The organism is Leifsonia sp. TF02-11, from assembly GCF_017565305.1.
Lineage (GTDB): Bacteria > Actinomycetota > Actinomycetes > Actinomycetales > Microbacteriaceae > Leifsonia.
This window is the reverse complement of record NZ_JAGEKP010000003.1, coordinates 343362-359675: the sequence shown is the minus strand read 5'-3', so window position 1 is coordinate 359675 and position 16314 is coordinate 343362. Positions and strand designations below refer to the sequence as shown.

At 70.5% G+C, this 16314-nt stretch carries 20 protein-coding genes; 2 read left to right on the top strand and 18 right to left on the bottom strand.

Annotated features, from left to right (window positions below):
* The first annotated feature begins 18 nt into the window (after positions 1–18).
* Together JNB50_RS03955 and JNB50_RS03950 are read left to right on the top strand one after the other, a co-directional pair.
* On the top strand, positions 19–270 hold the full coding sequence (locus JNB50_RS03955) for a type II toxin-antitoxin system Phd/YefM family antitoxin (protein WP_208039163.1): 252 nt from the start codon (positions 19–21) through the stop codon (positions 268–270).
* Positions 267–527, top strand: coding sequence for a Txe/YoeB family addiction module toxin (locus JNB50_RS03950; protein WP_208038787.1), 261 nt, complete (start codon positions 267–269; stop codon positions 525–527). The genes JNB50_RS03955 and JNB50_RS03950 overlap by 4 nt, the downstream gene beginning before the upstream one ends.
* A gap of 9 nt (positions 528–536) precedes the next feature.
* Here the strand turns inward: JNB50_RS03950 and JNB50_RS03945 are convergent, their stop codons facing one another.
* From JNB50_RS03945 to JNB50_RS03860, 18 genes are all read right to left on the bottom strand, one after another.
* Positions 537–1286, bottom strand: coding sequence for an ABC transporter permease (locus JNB50_RS03945; RefSeq protein ID WP_208038786.1), 750 nt, complete (start codon positions 1284–1286; stop codon positions 537–539).
* Between the two features lie 98 nt (positions 1287–1384).
* Entirely contained in the window at positions 1385–2560 is a 1176-nt protein-coding gene (locus tag JNB50_RS03940; RefSeq protein WP_208038785.1) for a flagellar hook protein FlgE, read from the bottom strand.
* A 35-nt stretch (positions 2561–2595) separates the two neighbouring features.
* A complete protein-coding gene (locus tag JNB50_RS03935) occupies positions 2596–3027 on the bottom strand; it encodes a flagellar hook capping FlgD N-terminal domain-containing protein (RefSeq protein ID WP_208038784.1) in 432 nt (143 codons plus the stop codon).
* A gap of 19 nt (positions 3028–3046) precedes the next feature.
* Positions 3047–4567 carry a flagellar hook-length control protein FliK gene (locus JNB50_RS25415; RefSeq protein ID WP_208038783.1) on the bottom strand — a complete coding sequence of 507 codons (1521 nt, stop codon included), beginning with the start codon at positions 4565–4567 and terminating at the stop codon, positions 3047–3049.
* The gene (locus JNB50_RS03925; protein WP_208038782.1) at positions 4564–5337 is read right to left on the bottom strand and encodes a C40 family peptidase; all 774 of its coding nucleotides are present in this window, start codon (positions 5335–5337) and stop codon (positions 4564–4566) included. The genes JNB50_RS25415 and JNB50_RS03925 overlap by 4 nt, the downstream gene beginning before the upstream one ends.
* Positions 5334–5783 (bottom strand): hypothetical protein, encoded by a 450-nt coding sequence (locus JNB50_RS03920; RefSeq protein ID WP_208038781.1) that lies wholly within the window; start codon positions 5781–5783, stop codon positions 5334–5336. The genes JNB50_RS03925 and JNB50_RS03920 overlap by 4 nt, the downstream gene beginning before the upstream one ends.
* Positions 5783–7111 carry a FliI/YscN family ATPase gene (locus JNB50_RS03915; RefSeq protein ID WP_374222237.1) on the bottom strand — a complete coding sequence of 443 codons (1329 nt, stop codon included), beginning with the start codon at positions 7109–7111 and terminating at the stop codon, positions 5783–5785. Before JNB50_RS03915 ends, JNB50_RS03920 begins: the two co-directional genes overlap by 1 nt.
* On the bottom strand, positions 7108–7728 hold the full coding sequence (locus JNB50_RS03910; protein WP_208038779.1) for a FliH/SctL family protein: 621 nt from the start codon (positions 7726–7728) through the stop codon (positions 7108–7110). Before JNB50_RS03910 ends, JNB50_RS03915 begins: the two co-directional genes overlap by 4 nt.
* Positions 7718–8737 (bottom strand): flagellar motor switch protein FliG, encoded by a 1020-nt coding sequence (gene fliG / locus JNB50_RS03905; protein ID WP_208038778.1) that lies wholly within the window; start codon positions 8735–8737, stop codon positions 7718–7720. Before fliG ends, JNB50_RS03910 begins: the two co-directional genes overlap by 11 nt.
* Complete coding sequence (gene fliF / locus JNB50_RS03900) at positions 8734–10335, bottom strand: flagellar basal-body MS-ring/collar protein FliF (RefSeq protein WP_208038777.1); 1602 nt, start codon at positions 10333–10335, stop codon at positions 8734–8736. Before fliF ends, fliG begins: the two co-directional genes overlap by 4 nt.
* A complete protein-coding gene (gene fliE / locus JNB50_RS03895; protein WP_208038776.1) occupies positions 10335–10649 on the bottom strand; it encodes a flagellar hook-basal body complex protein FliE in 315 nt (104 codons plus the stop codon). Before fliE ends, fliF begins: the two co-directional genes overlap by 1 nt.
* Positions 10649–11041 carry a flagellar basal body rod protein FlgC gene (locus JNB50_RS03890; RefSeq protein ID WP_208038775.1) on the bottom strand — a complete coding sequence of 131 codons (393 nt, stop codon included), beginning with the start codon at positions 11039–11041 and terminating at the stop codon, positions 10649–10651. The genes fliE and JNB50_RS03890 overlap by 1 nt, the downstream gene beginning before the upstream one ends.
* 37 nt (positions 11042–11078) lie before the next feature.
* Positions 11079–11420 carry a flagellar basal body rod protein FlgB gene (locus JNB50_RS03885; RefSeq protein WP_208038774.1) on the bottom strand — a complete coding sequence of 114 codons (342 nt, stop codon included), beginning with the start codon at positions 11418–11420 and terminating at the stop codon, positions 11079–11081.
* Positions 11421–11932: 512 nt separating this feature from the next.
* Positions 11933–12226 carry a hypothetical protein gene (locus JNB50_RS03880; protein ID WP_307794590.1) on the bottom strand — a complete coding sequence of 98 codons (294 nt, stop codon included), beginning with the start codon at positions 12224–12226 and terminating at the stop codon, positions 11933–11935.
* Positions 12207–12689 (bottom strand): flagellar export chaperone FliS, encoded by a 483-nt coding sequence (gene fliS / locus JNB50_RS03875; protein WP_208038773.1) that lies wholly within the window; start codon positions 12687–12689, stop codon positions 12207–12209. Before fliS ends, JNB50_RS03880 begins: the two co-directional genes overlap by 20 nt.
* Positions 12689–14089, bottom strand: coding sequence for a flagellar filament capping protein FliD (fliD, locus tag JNB50_RS03870; protein ID WP_208038772.1), 1401 nt, complete (start codon positions 14087–14089; stop codon positions 12689–12691). The genes fliS and fliD overlap by 1 nt, the downstream gene beginning before the upstream one ends.
* Positions 14090–14201: 112 nt before the next feature.
* The gene (locus JNB50_RS03865; protein ID WP_208038771.1) at positions 14202–15035 is read right to left on the bottom strand and encodes a flagellin; all 834 of its coding nucleotides are present in this window, start codon (positions 15033–15035) and stop codon (positions 14202–14204) included.
* Between the two features lie 95 nt (positions 15036–15130).
* Positions 15131–15940 (bottom strand): sigma-70 family RNA polymerase sigma factor, encoded by an 810-nt coding sequence (locus JNB50_RS03860; protein WP_208038770.1) that lies wholly within the window; start codon positions 15938–15940, stop codon positions 15131–15133.
* Between the last annotated feature and the right edge of the window lie 374 nt (positions 15941–16314).

Below are 16314 nucleotides of genomic sequence, written 5' to 3'. Positions count from 1 at the left end.
ACGTCATTGGAGGGCGAGATGAAAACGATGAGCTACTCGGAGTCGCGAGCGCACTACGCCGCGACCCTCGACGCTGTGCTCGATGACCGCGAGGAGGTCGTCATCACTCGCGCGGGTCGTGAACCGGTCGTCATTGTGGCGCTTGAAGACTATGAGTCTCTCCGTGAGACCGCATATCTGCTGCGGAGTCCCGCCAATGCCCGTCGCCTGATCGAATCGATCGAGCGCCTCCACTCCGGCGGCGGATCCGAGCACGATCTCGCCGAATGAGGCTGATCTGGGATAACAACGCGTGGGAGGACTACGTGTACTGGCAGGGTCAGGACCGGCGAATCCTGAAGAGGATCAACCTGCTGCTGAAGGACATCGAGCGGAACGGGAACGAGGGGATCGGCAAGCCTGAGGCCCTCAAGCACGGGTTCCAAGGGTTCTGGTCGCGTCGGATCACCGATGAGCACCGGCTCATCTATCGACTCGACGACGAAGCCGTCCTCATCGCTCAATGCCGCTACCACTACGAAGGGTGACCCCCGCCCTCACTTCAACCGCGCCGGCCGCACGCGCACCGGGGCCAGCCAGGTCGCGACGATGACGGCGGTGATCGAGCCGGCGCACATGATCGCCGCGAGCACGACGACCTGGAAACGGCCGGCCTCCAGCGGCGAGACCCCGCCGAAGATGGCGCCGACGAACGCGCCGGGCAGAGTGACCAGTCCGGTGGTCTTCGTCTGGTCGACCGACGGGATGAGCGCGGAGTAGACCGCTCCGCGGGTGCGCTCCAGCGTGGACTGCCGCGGGGTGGCGCCCAGCGCCAGCCAGCCCTCCACCTCGTCCCAGTGGTCGTCAACCGCCTCCACGAACCGGCGGCCGGCGAGCGTCGCGATGCTCATCGAGTTGCCGATCACGATGCCGCCGATGGCGAGCGCGTAGCGGGCGGTGAAGTCGATCGCCCCCGTCGTGAAGACGATGGCGAACGTCACGATCACGCCGGTCGCCATCCCGACGGCCATCATGGTCCCGTGGTCCAGCGACCAGCCGATGCGGTGGGTCGCCGTGGCCGCTGCGACACCGAACATGACCAGGAGCGCGAGCGCCACCCACACCGGGCTCGTGATGACCCCGGACAGCACGACGCTGATCACCGCGAGCTGGGCGGCTCCGCGCAGGATGGCGAGCAGCGGCGCCCATCGGTGCGGCACACGGTAGACGCCGAGCACGGCCGTCGCGAGCAGCGCGAGGAGAGCGACCCCGAGCAGGGTGGGCGCGAGCTCTTGAACGATCGGCACGCACAGAGCCTACGTGGGCCGGCCGCGCCGGGGCGGCGCAAACTGCGGCGAGAACCACCGAGAGGGCGGACAATCCGCCCTCTCGACGGTTGCGCGCGTCAGCGCTTGAGGTTCGTGAGCTCCTGGAGGACCTCGTCGGAGGTGGTGATGATGCGCGCGTTGGCCTGGAAGCCGCGCTGGGCGACGATCAGGTTGGTGAACTCCTGCGAGAGGTCGACGTTCGACATCTCGAGCGAGCCGCTCTGCAGGGTGCCGAGGCCGGCCTCGCCCGGTCCGCCCAGCTCGGCTGCGCCGGAGTTCACCGTTGCGCGGTAGGTCGAACCGCCGGCCTTCTCGAGGCCGCCCGGGTTGACGAACGTGGCGAGGGCGATGCGGCCGACCGCCTGCTTGTCGCCGTTCGAGAACAGGCCGATGATCGTGCCGTCCTTCGAGAGCGAGAACGACTGCAGGGTGCCGGAGGCGCTGCCGTTCTGGTTCTTGAACGCGACCGTCGTGATCCCGGCGTAGCCGGTCACGGTCGAGAGGTCGACGGTGATGCCGCCGACCGCGAGGGTGCCGCCGCCGGTGAGCTTGCCTGTCGCGTCGAACGTGAGTGCGCCGGTGGCGGTCGCGCCGTTCGCGTCTGCACCTGCGACGTCCCAGCCCGCCGCCGTCTTGGTGAAGGTCAGCGTGAGCTTGCGGGAGGCTCCGGTGCCGTTGTAGACGTCGACGTCGCGCACCAGCTGGTCGCCGAGCACCGCGTCGGAGGGCAGGTTGCCGTTGATCGTGCCGGCCGTCGTCGCCGTCGCCGGGGTGACCGCGTTGAGCGGGATGGTCACGTTGCCGAGCGCGCCGCCCTGCTGGATCACGCCGTTGACCGCGTTCCAGCCCTGCAGGATCGCTCCGCCCGGGCCGACCAGGCGGCCGAGGGCGTCGGGGTCGAACGAGCCGGCGCGGGTGTAGACCGTCTCGCCGCCGACCTTGGTGACGAAGAAGCCGTCGCCGTTGATCATCATGTCGGTGGGGCGGCCGGTCGCCTGAGCGGCGCCCTGGGTGAAGTTGGTGGAGATGCCGGCCACCAGCACGCCGAGGCCGATCTGCGCCGGGTTGGTGCCTCCGGCCTGGGCGCCCGGCCCGGTGGCACCCTGGACCAGCTGCGAGAGCGTGTCCTGGAACTGCACCGCGGAGCCCTTGAAGGCGGTGGTGTTGACGTTGGCGATGTTGTTGCCGGTGACGTCGAGCATGGTCTGGTGCGAGCGGAGTCCGGAGATTCCGGAGTAGAGGGAGCGGAGCATGATGCTGCCTTTCTGTCGAAGTAACGGCCGGCGAGTCAGGCGGTCGGAGTGACCACGCCGAGGATGGAGTCGAGGTTGATCTGCTTGTCGCCGACGGTGACGACCGGCACGGAGCCGGCGAACGAGACGGACGACGCCGTGCCGGTCTTCGTGTCGCCGTTCTTGTCGAGGTAGCTGACGGTGTGGCCGATCAGCGCCGTGGCGGAGGTGCGCATCTGCAGCGCGAAGCTCTCCTGGTTGATCGAGTCCATGCTGGTGAGCTTCTCCATCATCGCCAGCTGCGTCGTCTGCGAGATCATCTGGTTGGTGTCCATGGGCGAGCTCGGGTCCTGGTTGCGCAGCTGCGTCACGAGCAGTTGCATGAACGCCTCGCTGTCGAGCGACTGCTTGGGCGTGCGCGTCGGCGCGGTGGTGTAGATGCCGCCGGTGTAGGCGGTGTCGGTTCCGGTGACGGGGTCGACGGCCACGGGGGCTCCTTTCGGTGTCTTAGACGATGAGGTCGATCGAGTGGATGGCCCCGTCGGGAGCGGGGAGCGGGAGGCGGTCGGCGGTGCGGTCGGCCTCCGCACGGGAGGACGGCGAGCGGCCGTCCCCAGTGTTCCGGCCGTCCGCGGCCGCCCGGCCTTCGCCCTGCTGGCCGAACGCCCGACCGTCGGCGGCGGCCTGCTGCTGCGGCGACGGCTGGTTCTGAGACGACAGGTCCAGGGTGCCGGTGAGACCGGTGCTGCCGAGGTCGCGGCGGAGGTCGGGCAGGATCGCGCGCAGCGCGTCGCGCCCGGCGTCGGTCGGGGCGAACAGCTCGACCCGCACTCCGTCGACGCCGACGTGGGCGCGGACGGTGACGGGGCCGAGGTTGTCCGGCGTCACGTGCACGGTCATCACGTGCTCCCCGCGGCCCGCCGCTGCGAGGGTGAACACCGGGCGGGCGAGCTGGGCACCGAGCGTCTGCGGTTGCGGAGACGACGGCGCGGCCGTTGCGGCGATCGCAGACGTGGCGGAGGTGGCGGGGGCGCCCGCCACCGGTGCGGCAGCAACCACCGAGGGAAGCGCGTCCGTCGCCGCTCCCGGCCTGTTCTGCAGCTCGAGGGCCGGGCCGACGGCTACGACCGGCCGGGAGGTCGCTGTCTGCTCGACCGCCCCGGTCTGCGTGGGGGACGCCGCCGTGACGGGAGCCTCCTGCTGGGCGGCGCGAGCAGTGCGCGGGGCCGGGGCGAGCGGGAGGGCTTCGGGCACCGTCGCGGAGGCCGCGGCAGTCGTCGACGAGCTCGAGGGCGCTGCCGACGGATCGGTCGCGGCCGGCGCGCTGGGAACCGGAGAGGATGGCGCAGCAGCGGGCGGTGTCTGCGCTGGCGCCGACACCGCGGCCGCAGGGAGGGCCGCAGCCGCGGGAAGACCGCCGGCGTGCGCCTCCGCGGCGACGGCGGGAGCCGTCGGCGGTGTCGGCACCGCGGACGTCGTCGGAGCGGGAACCGCCGTCGACAGCAGCTCACCGGCAGCGGCGGTGCTCGAGGGCGTCGCCGACACGCTTGCGGTCTGAGCGACCGGCACAGCAGCGCCCGTAGCCGTGGCATCGGCGGTTGCCGCAGCGCCCGGTGTCACCGGCATGGCCGAGGGATCCACCGGCGCCGCCGCCACGACACCGGGGGTCGCGAGGAGCGCCGCGAGAGCATCCACCGGCGTCGGCGTGGTGCCGTCGGCGGGCGGCGCAGGCTGGGTCGGCGCCCCGGTCGGCGTGCCGCCGGTGGAGTCGGTCGGCTTCTCCGAGGTCTCCGCCACCGCGGGTGCCGCCTTGCGACCGGCAGTGTGTCCGTGCTGATCGGGATGCGCCGGCGCCGTGGGTGAGGGCGTCGACGTCTCGCGTCGACCGGGTGCCGCGGCGTGGGCATCCGCCGCCCCTGCGAGGAACGCTCCGAACGCGTCCGCTCCGGCGGTGCGGTTCGCCCGCGTGCCTCCCCCTGGCGCGGTGTTCGGCGGCGAGGTGGGCGCCGCCACCGTCCCTGGCGTCACAGCGAGCCTCCCTTCATCACGGAGGAGAGGAGCGAGCGCAGCAGGTCGGCCTGCGTCGTCGAGCCCGACGAGCCTGCACCCGACAGCCCGGCCAGGCCGGAGAGACCCGAGATCTCGGAGAGACCCGAGATCCCCGAGGCGCCCGCCGACCCCGACAGGCTCGCCAGCGCCGACGCGAACGCCGAGGCGCCTCCCGCCGAGGCCGAAGCCGTCGCCGCCTGCGGCACGATGCGCCGGATGGTCACGATGTCCGAGTCGTCCATCCAGTTGTTCACGAGGCTGACGTTGCGGCCCTCGCTCGGGGCGTGGATGACTTTGCCGTTGCCGGCGTAGATCACGATGTGCTCCCCGCCGTTGGTGACGATGAGGTCGCCGGGCTGCGCCTGGGCGAGCGACGGCACCTCCGTCCCCATCTTCGCCTGACCGGAGACCAGACGCGGGAGGTCGATCCCGAGGTCCTTGTAGACGCGCTGCACCAGCCCGGAGCAGTCGATGCCCGACGAGCTCGTGCCGCCGAAGACGTACGGCACACCCAGGTACTTCTTGGCGTCGGCGACGACGTCCGCCCCGGTCACGCCTCCCGCCGATCCGGTCGCGCCGCCGACCCCGGAGGTTCCGAGGGCGCTTGCGAGAGCGTCGGCGAAGCTCGTCGACGACGCGTTCGTCGTCGAGGATGCCGACGAGGTGGTCGATCCCGTGGTGATCGTGTCGAGTTGCGCGATCGTCGCCTGGATCTGGGAGATCCGACCGATCGCATCGGTGACCGTCATGCCTCGTGCCTTCCTTCGTCCTGGCCGGACCGCCCTCGCAGCCACGCGCCGGTCGCGATCTCGTCGATCGCCGCCTGTTCCGCTCCGAGGTCGCCGGCGACGACCTCCGCGTGATGCCGGGCCTCGAGCTTCTCCAGCCCGACCGCGCGCTTCTTGGCCTCGGTGAACGCCTGCTGCGCGTCAGCGGCCTCCGCCTCCGCACGCTCGGCGTACGCCGCCAGGTCGGCGAGCATGCTGCGGCTGGAGGCGCGGGCCGCGGCCAGCGCGAACATCGTGCTCGCGTCCGACGCTTCCGCCGGCACCGCGTGCAGCGCAGCGATCGCGCGCACCTGCCTGTCCTGCACGTCCCTGCGCAGCGCATTCGCCGCGGCGAGGTCGCTCGCGGCGTGGTCCTTCTCGATCTGCCGCAGCCGCAGCAGTCCGGCGAGCGGGAACGTCCGTGCCATCACACCACCCCTGTCCCGGCGGCGGGCATGGCCGCCACCAGCTCGTTCAGTCGTGCCCAGCCGTCCGCGAACGCGGAGGGTTCGCCGATGCCCTGTCGCAGGTACCGGTTGATGGCGTCCTCGTGGGCGACCGCCGCGTCCACCCGCGGGTTCGTTCCCGGCTTGTACGCGCCGACGTCGAGGAGATCCTGCGCCGCGACCTTGGCCGCCAGGATGCTGCGCAGGGCGGTCGCCGCCGCCCGCTGCTCCGGGGTGGTCACCCTCGACGCGAGGCGCGAGATCGAACCGAGCACGTCGACGGACGGGAAGTGCCCGACGACGGACAGCCTACGGTCGAGCACCACATGGCCGTCCAGGATGCTGCGTGCCGCGTCGGCGATCGGCTCGTTGTGGTCGTCGCCGTCGACGAGCACGGTGTACAGGCCGGTGATCGAGCCCGTCTCGCCTGTCCCCGCGCGCTCGAGGAGTTGCGCGAGCAGCGAGAAGGTCGACGGCGGGTAGCCGCGGGTGGCGGGAGGCTCGCCCGCCGAGAGGCCGATCTCGCGCTGGGCCATCGCCACGCGGGTCAGCGAGTCCATCATGAGCACGACGTCACGACCCTGGTCGCGGAACGACTCGGCGATGCGAGTGGCGGCGAACGCGGCGCGGAGCCGCATCACGGCAGGCTCGTCGGAGGTCGCGACGACCACGACGGAGCGCGCCAGACCGGCCGGCCCGAGGTCGTCCTCCAAGAACTCGCGGACTTCGCGCCCGCGCTCCCCCACCAGGGCGATCACCGACACGGCCGCATCGGTGCCCCGCGCGATCATCGAGAGCAGTGACGACTTGCCGACGCCCGAGCCGGCGAACAGCCCGAGGCGCTGGCCGCGCCCCGCGGTCACGAGCGTGTCGAGCACGCGCACGCCGAGTCCGAGGGGTGCCTGGATGCGCGCTCGGCGCATCGCGTCGGGTGCGCGGTTGTCGAGCGCGACGAATCCGTCGGGGGCTATCGGGCCGCGCCCGTCCACCGGGCGGCCGAGCGCGTCGATCACGCGGCCGAGCATCCCGTCGCCGGTCGGCACCAGCAGCGGGCTGCGCACGGCACGCACGGGCGCGCCTGCGGCGATTCCGGTGAGCCGCCCGTAGGGCATCACCTTCGCCCCCGTGGAGGTCGTCGCGACGACCTCGGCGTGCACTCCGGCCCCGTCGCCGATCACCACGAGGTCGCCGATCGCCGCGTGCACGCCCTCGATCTCCGCGCCGAGGCCCACGACGGCGACCACGCGACCCACCCGTTCGACGGCGGCGGCCTCCACCGCGGTGCGCCAACCGGCGAGCGCGGCCGTCACGACAACGCCCCCTTCGCCCGGTCGAGCGCGGAGCCGATCCGCGCGTCGAGCCATCCCGTCGGCAGGCCGCCGATCGCGTCGCCCGGAGCGAGCGAGGGGTCCGCGATCACGGAGACGCCATGGAGCGTCGAGACGCCCCGCTCGTCGTCCGTGCCGGTCGCGCCGAGCAGTGAAATGTCCTCCGGGTTGAGCCGCACCACCGTCAACTCGCCGGCCGGCGCCTCCGCGAACACCCGCGCCACCGCGGCCCGCGCGGCGGAGAGCCGATCGGACAGTGCGGTCCCGACCACCGCCTCCGCCAGCTCGAAGGCGGCCGCGATGAGCGCGTCCTCGACCTCGGCGAGCACCGGCACCGTCGCCTCCCGCAGCTCGACGGCAGCCGCGCGCAGGGCATGCGCCAGCACGGCGGCGCGTTCGGCCGCCTCAGCCGCCTCCGCCGCACGGGCCAGCTCGGCCTCCGCGCGCCAGGCCGCCTGCTCGGCCGCCGCCTCGCGCCGGCCGTCCGCGTAGCCGGAGGCGAAGCCGCGCGCCCTGGCCGCGTCCGACGCAGCGTGCTGGTCGTCCGTCTCCGCGAGAACGGGGACGGTCAGCGGCGCGAAGGCGACGTCATTCGACATACGCGTCCTCGTCGCCGCGTTGTACGGTGATCGCGCCCGTGGCCTCCAGGTCGCGGATGGCACGGACGATCGACGCGCGCGCGTCCTCCACCTGCGACAGGCGCACAGGGCCGAGGATCCGGATCTCGTCCTCGAGGATCTCGCGGTTGCGCTCCGACAGGTTCTGCGTGATGACCTCGGTGACGGCTTCCGTCGCGCCCTTGGTGGCGACGGCGAGCACGGCCGCGTCGACGCCGCGCAGCACCTGCTGCACGTCGCGCGGGTCGAGGCGCACGATGTCGTCGAACGTCAGCATCCGCGAGCGGACCTCTTCGGCGAGCGCCGGATCGCGCTGCTCGAGCGACTCGAGGAGAGCCTTCTCCGTCGCGGCGTCCGCCCGGTTGATGATGTCGACGAGCGGCTGCACTCCCCCGACCGAGTCGGACGACGTGCGCGCGGAGACCACGGCGCTCGCGCGCTGCTTGAGCGTGTCGGCCACGACGCGCACCGCGTCGGGGCTGGGCGACCCCATGGTCGCGATCGCGTGGGCGACCTCGGTGCGCGCATCGTCGTCCAGGCCGGCCAGCACGCGGGAGGCGTGGTCGGCGCGCAGGTGCGCGAGGACCAGCGCGCTCGTCTGCGGCAGCTCCCCCGCCAGCAGCATCTGCACCTGGCCGGGCTCGACCGCGTCGAGGAATTCGAACTGCTTGCCCGCCATCGACGACGCGACCCGGTTGAGCACGCCCGTGGCACGTTCGGCGCCGAACGACGCCTCCAGGAGACCGACCGCGATGTCGCGGCCGCCGCGCGTGCTGACCCCACCGCGTGCGGTGAGGTCGTGGAACTCGCTCAGTGCCTTCTCGGCGACGGCGGGATCGACCCGGCGCAGGCGGAGGATCTCCGCGGTGATCTCGTCGGCCTCCTCGTCGGAGAACTGCTTCATCACCTGGGCGGCGCGCTGCTGATCCATGTTCATCAGCACGACGGCCACCTTCTGGGGGCCGGTCAGGGGGGTCTTGGTGTCGTTCATACGCCGGCCTTGTCCTCCATCAGACTGCGCAGGAACTCCGCCGTCTTCTGCGGGTCGCGCTCGGCGAGCGATTCGATCTCCTGACGGCGGCGCTCTGCCTCGAGCTCCGGCCCCGAGGGGTCGGGCACGGGGTCGAGCTGCATCGGGACCGTCGGCGGCGCCGGCTCGAGCGCGATCGGGAACGCCGCGGCCTCCAGCGCCGCCGCGTCGGCACTCTCGGCCTCCAGCTCGGCGTTCTCGGCCGCGCGCTTGCGGCCCCGGCGGAACAGGGCGAACGCGATGATCGCCGCGGCGACGACCGCCGCTCCGATGATGGAGGTGCGGATGATCCCCGAGAGCTGGTCGGCCGCCGCAGCGTCCTTGGCCTCCTGGATGGCCTTGGCCGCCTCGGTCGCTCCCGCCTTGCTGAACGGGACCAGCTGCACGCTGACCGAGTCCCCGCGCTTGGTGTCGATCCCGGCCGCCGCGTTGACCATGTTCCGCAGCTCCGTCGCGCTCACGTTGGAGACGGCGTCGGAGTTCACCGCGACCGAGACGGTCTGCCGGTTGATCGCGCCTGCGGGGATGGTGCGCTGCTCGGTGACCTTGTCGACCGCGTTGTCCTTGGTGCTGGACTCCGAGTTGAACGTCCCGTTGCCGTTGGTGCCGTTCGGCACCGCGATGTTGTCCGGTCCGAGCACACCGGCGGCGGAGTTGCCGCCTGTGCCCGAGTAGGTCTCCTTCTGGGTCGTCTCGCTCAGCGACGGCGCGTTGGTCGGCGCGGTGTACGACTCCTCGGTGCGCTGCGCCGACTCGTTGCTGACGTCGGCCGCGACGGCGACGGTCGCGTTGCCGGGGCCGACGACCTTGTCGAGCATGTCCTGCACGGCCGACTTCACGCGGGTCTCGTAGTCGTTGGCCTGCTTGTCCGCTCCCCCGGTCGCGCCGGCTCCGACGGTGCTGAGGACGTTGCCGTTCGCATCGACGACCGCGACATCGGTCGGCTGCATGCCGGTCACGGCCGCGCTGGTCAGGTGCACGATCGCCTGAACCTGGTCTGCGGTGAGCGTCACGCCGGCCTGCGTCTCGACGAAGACGGAGGCGGTCGGGTCCTTCTTCTCGGAGACGAACACCGTGTCCTGGGGGATCGCGAGCCGCACCGACGCCGTCTTCACGCCCTTCATGGCGGAGATCGTGTTGGCGAGCTCGCCCTCCATCGCCCGCTTGTAGGTCACCGACTGCTGGAACTCCGACGACGTGACGCCCATCTTGTCGAGCAGTGAGTACCCGTTGGAGGTGGAGGTCGGCAGGCCGGCCGAGGCCGCCTTGAGCCGCTCGTCGTAGACCTTCTGCTGGGGCACCATGATGGTGCCTCCGCCGTCGGTGAGCTGGTACGGGACGCCGTCGGTGCGCAGCTGGTCGACGATCGCCGAGGCGTCTGCCGCCTGGAGGCCCGAGAACAGCGGCGTGTACGACGGCTGCGACGCCCACATCGCGAGGCCGGCGGCTCCCAGGCCGATCACGGCCACGCCGATGACGGCGATGACCCGCTGGGCCACGCTGAACCCGCGGATCGTGTCGCCGAGCCGACGGAAGAAGCTCGTCACCTGTTGAGGCATCAGGCCTGCATCCTCATGATCTCGTTGAAGGCGTCGACGGCCTTGTTCCGCACGCCGGCGACCAGCTCGAGGGTGACCTGGGCGCGCGTGGAGGCGAGCGTCGCCTTGTGGATGTCATCCAGATTTCCCGTCACCGCCTGCACGGCGAGCGTGTCGCTCGTGCCCTGCAACTGCTGAAGGTTGTCGACGGCGCCGCTGAGCACCGTGCTGAACGAGCTCCCGCCCGTGCCCGTGGTGGAGTTCGCCGAGGTCGCGCCGGTGGTGCCGGTGACCGCGCCGATCGAGCTGATCGCGTTGATGGCGTCGACGGGCATCAGTTCCTCCCGATCTGGAGAGCGGCCTGGTAGGTCTCCTTGGCGCGGTCGACGACCGCGGCGTTCGCCTGGTAGCCGCGCTGGGCCATGATGAGCGACCCCATCTGCGACGAAAGGTCGATGTCGGGGTAGCGGACGTAACCCTTCGCGTCGGCGACGGGGTTGTCCGGCTCGTAGACCATCCGGCCTTCCGCGCTGCCGTAGGCGGCGCCGGCGACGTACGCGCCGGACACCCCCTGTCCTTCCTGGGCGACGACGTAGCGCGCCTGGAACGCCGCTCCGTTCGTCGGCTTCGCCGTGTTGATGTTGGCGAGGTTGTCCGAGATCGCGTCGAGCCATTTGCGGTGCAGGGTGAGTCCCGTGCCCGCGATGCCGATGGCGTCGAATGTCATCGTGAGTCCTTTCGGTCGTCGAGGATCGGGGCGCGGGTCAGCTGGTCTTCAGGGCGGCGCGGACGAGCGAGAACTCGTTGCCCGCCGCCTGGGACGCGAACTGGAAGCGGAGCACCGTGTCGACGTTGGAGAGCGTCTCGGTGTCGAGGTTGACATTGTTGCCGTCGAGGCGGGTCGGCTCGAGCGAGCGTCCGGTGGTCGAGGCGGCGTGGCCGTCTCCGCGTGCGACGGAGGCGGCGAGGGCGTCTTCGAACGAGACCCGCTCGGCCGTGTAGCCGGGGGTGTTGACGTTGGCGATGTTGTTGGCGATCGCGCGCTGGCGCGCCGAGAGGCCGTCGAGGGCGCTCGACAGGGCGGCACTGGTCACGGATTCGAGCACGCTGCACTCCATCGGTGGTCGAAGGGGGCGGCCTGTCCGTGGCCAGTCGTCGAGCGATCCGTGCTCGTAGGCCTCTATCGACACCGACGGAGGATGCGTTAGCCAGGCGGGGCGTGCCCAATTCGTGGGACACGAGTGCGGGTGAACGGCAGTGTTCGCGCGGGTGAAGGATGCTCAGCGGCGCCTGTGGATGACCGGACCATCAGACGCTGAAATCACAGATCTATCCACAGTCGTTTTTCGGGTGTGAATTACACCGTTGTGGTTTAGAACAAAGCTTCGATTCGAGACGATTTGCAACAAAATGCCCGGTCAGACGGTGTTACAACTCCCTGAGAATTCTGAGATTCCACACAAGCCGCGCGTGTCCTCCACACATTATCCGCACTCATCCACGGCTTTTCCCCAGAGTTATCCACAGGTGGACAAGTTGGGGAGGACGGCCGACCGTGGACACAGCGGTCGACCCCCACCCGTTGAACGCGACGACACGCCCGGGACGCGTCGCGGAGTCAGCCGATCAGATCGAAGTACACCGGGTGCGGACCGATCTCCGCGCGCGGCACGGAGCTCACCGCGGCGAGGTGCCGTGCGGTCGTCTGACGCACATCCTCGAGGTAGCGGATGGTGTGCAGCTGGGCCTCCAGGAGCCGCGCCGCACGCTCCTGCAACTCTTCCGGGATCGGGCCGAGGCCCGCCGGCGGGCGCCAGGGGATGGGGTCGACTTTGGCGAGAGCGCCATGCAGCTCGCTCTCCATGCGCTCCAGGGCTTCCGCCCACGCGTGCTCAGGCGACGCCGAGGTCACGTCCGGTCTCCGATTCGCCGTCGGCGGAGGCGCCGTACGGGGATGGGCTCGCGGGGGAGCGGAACCCGGGCGAGGAGGCGGGAAGGCTCTCCGCCGCCTCGTGCCAGGCGAGCCGCAGCGGCTCGACGAGCTCGATGGCCTCGTGCACCTTCGCCGCGTCGTGATCGACGGTGCCGGCGACGATCAGCTCCGCGAGGTAGCTGTACAGCTGCAGCAGACCTTCCGCGCCGTCCCACAGGTCGACCTTCAAGCTCGAGGCGAGTTCTGCGACGATCTGGTCCGCGTGCCGCAGGTTCTCCCACGCGGTGGGCCAGTTCTGCGCGAGCAGGGCCTCCTCTGCGCGGGTCAGGTCGAGCACGAGCCGGTCGTACAGCATCGTCAGCAGCCGTGCGGGGCTGGCCGAGAGCACGCTGTCGCGGTTGTACGCGGACAGCTTGGCGGCGGCGGAGTTCAGGAGACTCATCACTTGCCCGACGAGGAGAGGGAGGCGAGCTGGCCGGTCAGCCACGACGACTGGGACTGCAGTTGCTGCAGCTGGACTTCGAGATTCGCATAGGTCTTCTGGAGGGTCGATTTGCGGTCGGCCAGGCGGGTGTCCCAGTCGGCGATCTGTGCGTTGAGGCTCTTGACCGTCGACTGCTCACCCTGGATCTTCTTGGTGATCGTGCCGTCGTACTTGTCGCTCACGGCGTTCGCGGCGTCCGCGACCCGCTGCGCCACGGTCGCCACCGCGGCCTTGACGGCATCCGGGTTCTTCGCGATGGCCGAGGCGAAGACGGTCTTGTCGAACGTCACCTGCCCGTCGCTCGTGATGCTGATGCCGTACGTGCTGGGGGAGACACCGTTGATCGGAGCGATGACGGCGTCGATCAGTTTCTGGTTGGCGTCGCGTACGGTCGACTCGCCCGTGAACGTCCCGGCGGTGACGGTCGTACCGCCCGCGGCGTCCGTTCCGGTCGTGACCGCCTGCTTCTGCGAGATGAAGGTGAAGATGTCGTTCAGGCTCGTCGCCAGCGAGTTCGCGGCGTTCGAGATGCTGGTGTCGTCGCGGGCGACGGTGAGCGTGACGGGAGTGGTGGAGGCCGCGGACACTGTGACCGACACGCCCGGCAGGACGGTGTCGAAGGTGTTCGTCGCGCTCGTCACGGTCTGCGCAGCGGGCGAGCCCGCCCAGAGGGTGACCTGCGCGTCCTGCGCCTGACGCACCTGCGCGGCTCCCGGGTCGTTCAGGAGGTTCGTGGCCGTCGCCGCGGTCACGTCAGCCGGGGTTCCGCGGTAGACGGTGAACGCACCGGCCGCGCCGGTCTGCGTCGAGCTGAGCTGGAGCCGGTAGAGCTTCTGACCCGTGGCGGGGTCCAGTCCCGCGGCGACCTGCGTGGCGCTGACGCCGACGCCGGCCTTGTTGATGGCTGCCGCCACGTCGGCGAGCGACGAGCTCGCCGCGGTGACCTGCTTCGTGGTGCCGTCCGCGGCGACGAACGTCAGCGTCGGCGGCTGGTCCGGCCACTGTGTGAGCGGCCCGGTGACCGTGACCTGCGACTGCGCGAGTCGGTCGACGGTGAAGTCGATGGTGCCGTCCACCGCTCCAGGGCCCGCGGTCGCGGTCACCGTCGTCGAGGCGACGCCGCCCGAGCTGACCGATGCGGTGTGGAGGTCGGTGCCGGCCGGCTTGGCGAGCGCGGTGGCGGCGGTGGCGAGCGACGCGATCTTGGTGTTCAGCGTCTGCATCGCGGTGATGAAGGTCGTGGAGTCGGTGACCTTGTTCTTCAGCAGGGTCTGCGGAACCGCTTCCGCCTGCATGAGCTGGTCGATCAGCTGCGTGGTGTTGAGCCCGCTGATCAGACCGTCGACGGCCATTCCCATGAGCTGCTCTCCCTCCTACGACGGTGATGCCGGTGGTGCGTGTGGAACGGCGGCCGGGATGCCCTTTGGGGATGACATCCCGGCCGCCGGGTCTGTAGCGAGCCTCTCGCGCTTAGCGGAGGAGCTGCAGGACGCCCTGACCGGACTGGTTGGCCTGGGCCAGCATCGCGGTGCCCGCCTGCGACAGGATGTTCGAGCGGGTGTACTTCACCATCTCGGACGCCATGTCGGTGTCGGTGATGCGCGAGTTCGCAGCGGACAGGTTCTCCTGGGAGACGTTGAGGCTGCGGATGGTGCTCTCGAAGCGGTTCTGGACCGCACCGAGGTTGGCGCGAGCCGTCGACACGTTCTTGATCTGGGTGTCGAGGGCGGCGATCGAGGTGAGGGCGTTCCCGGCGGTGTCGAACGTCAGCGCGCCGACCGCGGTGGCGACGGTCGAGACGTTGGCACCGGAGAGGTCGACGGCGATCTGGTCGTTGGCGGCGACGGAGCCCGCGCCGACCTGGAAGGTCAGCGTGGCGTTCGAGCCGTCGAGCAGGTTGATGCCGTTGAAGTTGGCGCTGCCCGAGATGCGGGTGAGCTCCTTCGTCAGCTGGTCGACCTCGGTCTTGATCGCTGCGCGCGAGTCCGTGTTGTTGGAGTCGTTGCCGGCCTGGACAGCCAGGTCGCGGACGCGCTGCAGGATCGAGTGGACCTCGGTCAGCTGACCTTCAGCGGTCTGCACGACGCTGATGCCGTCCTGAGCGTTGCGGGCGGCGACGGTCAGACCGCCGACCTGCGACTTCAGGCCCTCGGAGATCGCGAGGCCTGCCGCGTCGTCCGCCGCACGGTTGATGCGGAGGCCGCTGGACAGCTTCTCGAGCGACTTCGAGAGGTCGCTCTGCGTGTTGTTCAGGTTGCGGTAGGCGTTGAGCGCCGAGATGTTGGTGTTGATCTGCATACCCATGATGTTTCCTCCATGACTGGGCTTCGGTTCGCGGTCCGTCCATGTCCCGCACTGACACCTATCGGCCGGACGTCAGCGGCCGTTAGGGACGATCTTCAGGATGCGCGCGCCGTGCTGGGCGAAGGGGCGTGCGGGTGCAGGTGGGCCACGGCGTGCTGGGCGAGCCTGGCGAGGTAGGCGCTTCGGCGCGCCTGGGAGGTCTTCGCCTCGATGACCTCCGGGTCGCCCTCGTCGGCGTAGTGCGTGGCCATGCCCTCGCGCATGAGCCGGATGGCCTCCGAACGCTGCTGCGACACCGCCGAGTGGGTGATGCCGAGCTCCTCGGCGATCTCGGTGACCGTGCGGTCGTCGAAGTAGATCGCCTCCACGATGGACCGCATCCGGTCGGGCAGCGCGGCGACCGCTGCGCGCACGTACGCGGTCCGCTCTCCGACGAGCAGCGTCTCCTCCGGGCCGGCTGCCTCCGACACGAGTACCGACTCGACCGTCTCGTCGAGCGCGGTGACCGAGCGCGCGGCGTCGGCGAGCCCTGCCGCGGCCGTCTCACGGTCGACTCCGAGCGCCGCGGCGATCTCCTCCACCCCCGGCGTGCGACCGAGCGCAGCCGTGAGGCTCTCCTGCACCGCCAGCGTCTCCTTGATGCGCTTGCGGGCCGATCGCGTCGCCCAGTCGCTGGCACGCAGCTCGTCGGCCAGTGCGCCGACGATGCGGGTCCGCGCGTAGGCGCCGAAGGGCACTCCGGTGGTCGCGTCGTACGCCTCGGCCGCCGTCACCAGCGCGACAGCGCCGGCGGAGGCCAGATCGTCGCGCGACAGGTGCGTGGCCCTGGAGCACAGGTCGGAGACCAGGTACCCCACCAGCGGCAGGTTCTCGACGACGAGCGTGTTACGTTCTGTGCGGTTCACGCTGGGCGACCCCTCTTCATCGGACGGGTACCACGGAACATCCCGGTCGGGGTGGGATGGTGCGGGTACTCGGGCGGTGCTCGGATGTTCGGACTTACTCGGGTGCCGAACGCTGGTGCTAGGGGTTTCTCGTGTTCACGCTAACAATGCGAGTCCTTTCAGGTCGCGACGTCGATGCCCCCACTACGGGGCAGGAACTACCCCCAGTACGGGGAATACTGAGTGGACGCCCCGAGCCGGTACGGCCTGAGCGATTTCATAGGGCCGGCCGCCTAACATCGGGGCGACCGGTGCCGATGGTCCCCCATGAGGCGGACACCCGTTCCGCCACGGACCGAGGGATTCAGTGCGCACAACGACTCACGAGGACGTCA